This window comes from Mucilaginibacter sp., from assembly GCF_036383575.1.
Lineage (GTDB): Bacteria > Bacteroidota > Bacteroidia > Sphingobacteriales > Sphingobacteriaceae > Mucilaginibacter.
Window position 1 is genome coordinate 1 of record NZ_DASVOB010000833.1, and the last position, 5,340, is coordinate 5,340.

Annotated in this window: 6 protein-coding genes; 4 read left to right on the top strand and 2 right to left on the bottom strand. The window is 42.5% G+C overall.

What is annotated here, in order from left to right; translation table 11 throughout:
• The 4 genes from VF500_RS29365 to VF500_RS29380 all read left to right on the top strand — a co-directional run.
• Positions 1-466: sensor histidine kinase (locus VF500_RS29365; RefSeq protein ID WP_330863061.1), on the top strand; the 466-nt coding region annotated here is incomplete at its 5' end.
• A gap of 48 nt (positions 467-514) precedes the next feature.
• The gene (locus VF500_RS29370; protein ID WP_091209670.1) at positions 515-1,165 is read left to right on the top strand and encodes a DUF47 domain-containing protein; all 651 of its coding nucleotides are present in this window, start codon (positions 515-517) and stop codon (positions 1,163-1,165) included.
• A gap of 21 nt (positions 1,166-1,186) precedes the next feature.
• The gene (locus VF500_RS29375) at positions 1,187-2,197 is read left to right on the top strand and encodes an inorganic phosphate transporter (RefSeq protein WP_090532528.1); all 1,011 of its coding nucleotides are present in this window, start codon (positions 1,187-1,189) and stop codon (positions 2,195-2,197) included.
• 35 nt (positions 2,198-2,232) lie between these two features.
• Complete coding sequence (locus VF500_RS29380; RefSeq protein ID WP_330863062.1) at positions 2,233-2,970, top strand: DUF4197 domain-containing protein; 738 nt, start codon at positions 2,233-2,235, stop codon at positions 2,968-2,970.
• A 71-nt stretch (positions 2,971-3,041) separates the two neighbouring features.
• On the opposite strand, the gene VF500_RS29385 is transcribed toward VF500_RS29380, so the two are convergent.
• Both VF500_RS29385 and VF500_RS29390 read right to left on the bottom strand, forming a co-directional pair.
• Positions 3,042-4,418, bottom strand: coding sequence for a carboxypeptidase-like regulatory domain-containing protein (locus VF500_RS29385; RefSeq protein WP_330863063.1), 1,377 nt, complete (start codon positions 4,416-4,418; stop codon positions 3,042-3,044).
• A gap of 16 nt (positions 4,419-4,434) precedes the next feature.
• Positions 4,435-5,004 (bottom strand): sigma-70 family RNA polymerase sigma factor, encoded by a 570-nt coding sequence (locus VF500_RS29390; protein WP_330863064.1) that lies wholly within the window; start codon positions 5,002-5,004, stop codon positions 4,435-4,437.
• Between the last annotated feature and the right edge of the window lie 336 nt (positions 5,005-5,340).

Genomic DNA, 5,340 nt, shown 5'->3' on the forward strand with positions numbered 1-5,340 from the left:
TTTTGAATCGTTGGAGATCAAGGGCAAGCAATACCACATCAAACTTATATTTAAACAAAAATATGATGAGCCTATTGTGGTAAATGCCGACAGGGAAAAGATAAGACAGGTACTGGTAAACCTGATAGATAACTCTTTTAAGTACGGCAAAGAAGAGGGCAGCACCTCGGTAAGCCTTTTTGTATTGCATGACCAGGTTTTGGTTGAAGTTACGGATGACGGTATAGGCATTGAAGAAAAGTTTTTGTCAAGGTTATTCGAGCGCTTTTTCCGTACCGACAGCAGCCGTTCAAGGCAGATCGGCGGTTCCGGGCTGGGATTGGCTATTGTAAAGCATATTATTGAAGCCCACCAGCAAACCATCAATGTACGCAGTACCGAAGGACTGGGCTCAACCTTTGGGTTTACCCTGGCAAGGGCTAAACAAACCATCCCATTCCCGAATTTACCTGTGCTAAAAAGTTAACAATAATTTAACATACTAACCGTACCTTTACACCAATTTTAAATCACTATGTCGCTTAACAGTATATTCCAGTATTTTGTACCCAAGGATAAAAAGATATTCTTCCCGCTGTTTGAACAAGCCGCAGCCAATGTTGTAGCCATGGCAACAATACTGGTTGAAGCAGTTAACTCCAACAATGCCCAAACCCGTGAGGACCTATACAAACAGATTGACAAACTGGAAAATAAAGGCGACGAATACACTCACCAGATTTACCTGGAGCTGGGCAAAAACTTCATCACGCCGTTTGATCGTGAGGATATTCACGCCCTTGCAACAGCTATCGATGATGTAGCCGATTATATACAAGGCGCTGCAAACCGCATGAGCCTGTACAGGATAGATGATTTGAACGAGCACATCCGCAAACTATCTGACCTGATATTGCAGGCCAGCATTGATTTGGAAAAAGCTGTAAAAGAACTGAAAGATCTCAGGAATGTACGCAACATAGCCGATTCATGCATCAGGATAAACAGTGTTGAAAACCAGGCCGACTATGTTTTTGATCGTGCCGTAGCCGACCTGTTCCTGTATGAAAAGGATGCTATCCGCCTGATCAAATACAAAGAAATATTAGCCGCTCTTGAAACTGCCACCGATATGTGTGAAGATGCAGCTAATGTTATGGAGTCAATCTTAGTTAAAAACGCTTAAGTAAATCTTATCCCCAGCTAAATGGTTACTTCCCTACTTGTAGTTATTGTTGTACTCGCCCTGTTGTTTGATTATACCAATGGCTTTCATGATGCAGCTAACTCAATTGCTACCATCGTATCTACCAAAGTGTTAACGCCGTTTCAGGCTGTGTTAATGGCTGCTGTATTTAATTTTGCCGCTTACTTTTTTATCAAAGACCATAAAGTAGCCAATACCGTATCAAAAATTGTATTGGAGCACTACGTTACCCTGCATGTGATCCTGGCAGGTTTAGTAGCCGCCATCACCTGGAACCTGTTTACCTGGTGGTTCGGGATCCCATCCAGTTCGTCGCATACCCTTATAGGTGGCTTCGCCGGAGCCGGTATGACCAATGCGCTTTACATGGGCGCTAATGCCCTCCATGCCGTTGAAATGCAATATGTACTTAAAATTGTTGCTTACATAGTATTGGCGCCGTTCATTGGTTTGATCATAGCCTATGTTGTAACCATATTGATACTACACCTATGCAAAGCTGCAAGACCAGCTACTGCCGAACGCTGGTTTAAGCGTATGCAGTTGGTTTCATCGGCAGCCTTAAGCTTTGCCCACGGTGGTAACGACGCGCAGAAAGTGATGGGTATCCTGTATGTAAGCCTTATTGCTTCAAAGGTGATAAAACCAGGTTCGGTAATGCCTGAGTGGATCCCTTTAGCTTGTTACTCGGCTATTGCTGCTGGTACCATGTCGGGCGGTTGGAAAATCGTTAAAACCATGGGCTCAAAAATAACCAAGGTTACCCCGCTTGAAGGTGTAAGTGCCGAAACAGCGGGTGCTATCACGTTATTTATTACCGAGCGTTTCGGTATTCCTGTTTCAACAACGCATACAATTACAGGCTCAATTATAGGTGTAGGCTTAACTAAACGTGTATCAGCAGTACGCTGGGGCGTAACCATTAACCTGGTTTGGGCCTGGATCATTACCATACCGATTTCGGCCCTGATAGCAGCCGGTGTATTTGCATTGTTACATTTCTTTGCATAAACAAACAGGCAGTAATTTTGTTAGCTTTACTTACTATGAAAACAAGACTACTTATTATCCCCGCTTTAATAGCTTTTATTACCTTAACCAGTTGCGATACATTGAACCAGGTAGCCAACGCCACCGTTCAAAACCAGGGGACGCCGTCTTCTCTCGAAATTGGCAATGGTTTAAAACAGGCCCTTCAAATAGGCACAGGTAAAAGCTCTGATCAGCTATCGGCAGTTAATGGTTTTTTTGGCAATGCAGCCATCAAGATCCTTTTCCCACCTGAAGCTCAAAAGGCAGAGAAAACATTACGAAGCCTTGGCCTAAACAGCCTTTGCGATAACGTGATCCTTTCACTTAACCGCGCAGCAGAAGATGCCGCAAAGCAGGCAAAACCTATTTTTGTTGATGCTATTAAGCAAATGACCCTGCAGGATGTTACCAATATTTTATTGGGTAACCAGGATGCGGCAACACAATACTTTAAACGTACTACCACAGCAAAGCTAAGCCTGCAATTTAAGCCTGTTATTCAAACCAGTTTAGATAAGGTGAACGCTACCAAATACTATACAGATGCTGCACAGGCTTACAATAAAGTACCGTTTGTATCAAAGCTCAATCCTGATATCAGCGATTATGTAACCCAGAAAGCTATCGATGGCTTATTTGTGGAGATCGCTAAAGAAGAGCTTAATATCCGTCAAAACCTCGGTGCACGCACAACGCCATTGCTGCAAAAAGTATTCGCTTTTGCTGATAAGAAAAAAACTACCGGACAATAAAACCGGAAATCAAGACATAAAAAATGGCAGTGTTAGTTTAACCAACACTGCCATTTTTATTTATAGCGATTTTATTTCTGCTTTTGGAATTTAACCTTTACAGTAACAACCTCGGGCTTGTTGTTGGTACTCCCAACCCATGAGGGGCCATTTTTAATGAGTTCGATTGCTTTTTGATCAGCCGTCTCATTCAGGCTCTTTTTAACACTGAACTCATCGATTATACCGCTCGGAAATACCGTAAAGGTTACGGTAACCGTGCCCGTAGTATTATCAGGCAATATGGCATTGGTTTGCAGGTATTTTTTAAGGCTGCCCCAACCCAACTGCGGGTGCGCCGCCGTGACGCTTACATCGCCGTTGTCATCATCTCTTTTAGATGTAGTTACTACAACTTCACTCAACGCCCTGGAATCGGGCTTAAGCGCTACTTTGATGCTATCGCCGCGTGTGGCACTAACCTGTCTTGGTTCGTAACCAATATAAACCACGTCAAGCGTAGCTTTATCGCCTGGCGAACTCAGCGCAAATTTACCATTAACATCAGTTACCGTGCTGCGGTTAGTGCCCTTGATCCTGATTGCTGCGCCAATTAAAGGCGAGCCATCATCTCTCGAAATAATGGTACCGGCAATGTATAACGACTCGGCCGCCGCTTTGCCGCCAAAAACAGTTGTCGGTGAAGATGTAACGCCGTCAACCTTTCCGGGCAATTTAAATTGTAGTGGGCCTTTTGATTTAGCCACAGTAGTATTTGCTCTTAATAGAATCGCATCCGAGCTTGCTGTATCTTTTTTGGTAATTGGGGCTGTGTATCCGGCTACTATCCGTTCACTTAAATTGCCTTCTTCCTTCAGTACAACCTTATCTTTGGCTACTGGCGCAGGAGCTGCCGGTTCTGCCAGCATGTTGCTGCCTGCCGGAGGAGGGGTAATAGTGTTGGCAGTTTTATTATCACCGGCCGAGATCTCCTGTTGATAAAGTGCATTAGCCGATTGTTTTACTCTTCTTGATTTTTTGGTTACCGCAATTAAAGGCGCCTGTACAGTTCCGGGCAGATTTGTATTCGCTTTTTTAACCGTGTCCGCCGTTTTTATGGTATCAGTAGCGGCGACCAAAGGCGGTGTGGAATTTCTGTTTTCTGCAATATTATTGTTCTGCAATTCGGGTTTAGACGCCCTGTTAAGATAAAGCCCGCCTAAACTTAATGCTATTAAAACCGAAGCCGCTATTGGCCAAACAGTCCATGGTATCACACGGCCTTTATTTTCTCCTGTACGTTGTTGCAGCCTCGCTGTAAGGTCGCCAAGGTTTAATTGTTGACTTGTCCCCATGTTTTCATATCCTTCCAATGCATCCATCAAAAAAGGGTCGTTTAGTGCCTCTATCTCCAGTTTATGCATAGCAGGGGCATCAAGCTCTCCGTTGAGATACTTCTGTATTTGCAATATATTTGCCTTTTTACTATGCACTGTTCCGTTCGAGGCAAATTTTCAAATTCCTTTTACCGTTCTGGATATAGCTTTTTACCTCATTTAAAGTATATCCGGTTATATCGGCAATTTCTTTATAACACTTCTCTTTTAAATAAAACAGGTCGATACTTTGTTTTTGCCCGCCGTTCAGGCCTGCTATACAATTTTCCAAAGCTTTTAGCGCTTCTTCCCTGTTATTATCATCAGGATGCAAAAAGGGGGTAAATTCCATAACTTCATCTAAATTAACCAACTCCATCTTTTTACCGCTCCGCAGCTGCATCAAACAATAATTGCGCCCAAGTACATAAACCCAATTCCTGAACTGGTTAATTTCATGCTTTTTAACCTTATCAACCAGTTCTTCAAAAATGCCCATTACGGCATCTTTGGCCAGTTCCTCATCTTTCAGATATTTAAGGCAAACGCCATAAACAAGGGGCATATATCGTTCATATAAGCTGCCCAAAACTGTTAGGTTACCGCTTGCGCGATAATCACTAAGTAGTTCCTCGTCTGTTGATTTCCCTGGTTTTTGGGGTTTTATAAATAGGTTCATTAAACATACAAAATTAATTTATTAAAACGGTTTATGGAAATTAACGGCCTATAGAGTGTTCTATTTAAGGAAAATAAACGAATAAAGCAGTGTTTTTCACACAAATTTTATAAAAATGGTATAAATCAACTACACAACAATTAAGAATAAAAGGTGATTGCAAAAGGTTTTAAACAAAAAAAGCGATGCTTAACGGCATCGCTTTTTAAATAGGATATTATAATAATTATTGCCTTGCCGGCTGTGGTTTTGGCAACTCCTTACGCGGGATCATTTCGGCGCGTTGTGAGGTATGATAAACAAACGAAGCAACAATTGTAGCAGCTTGTTTAAGAT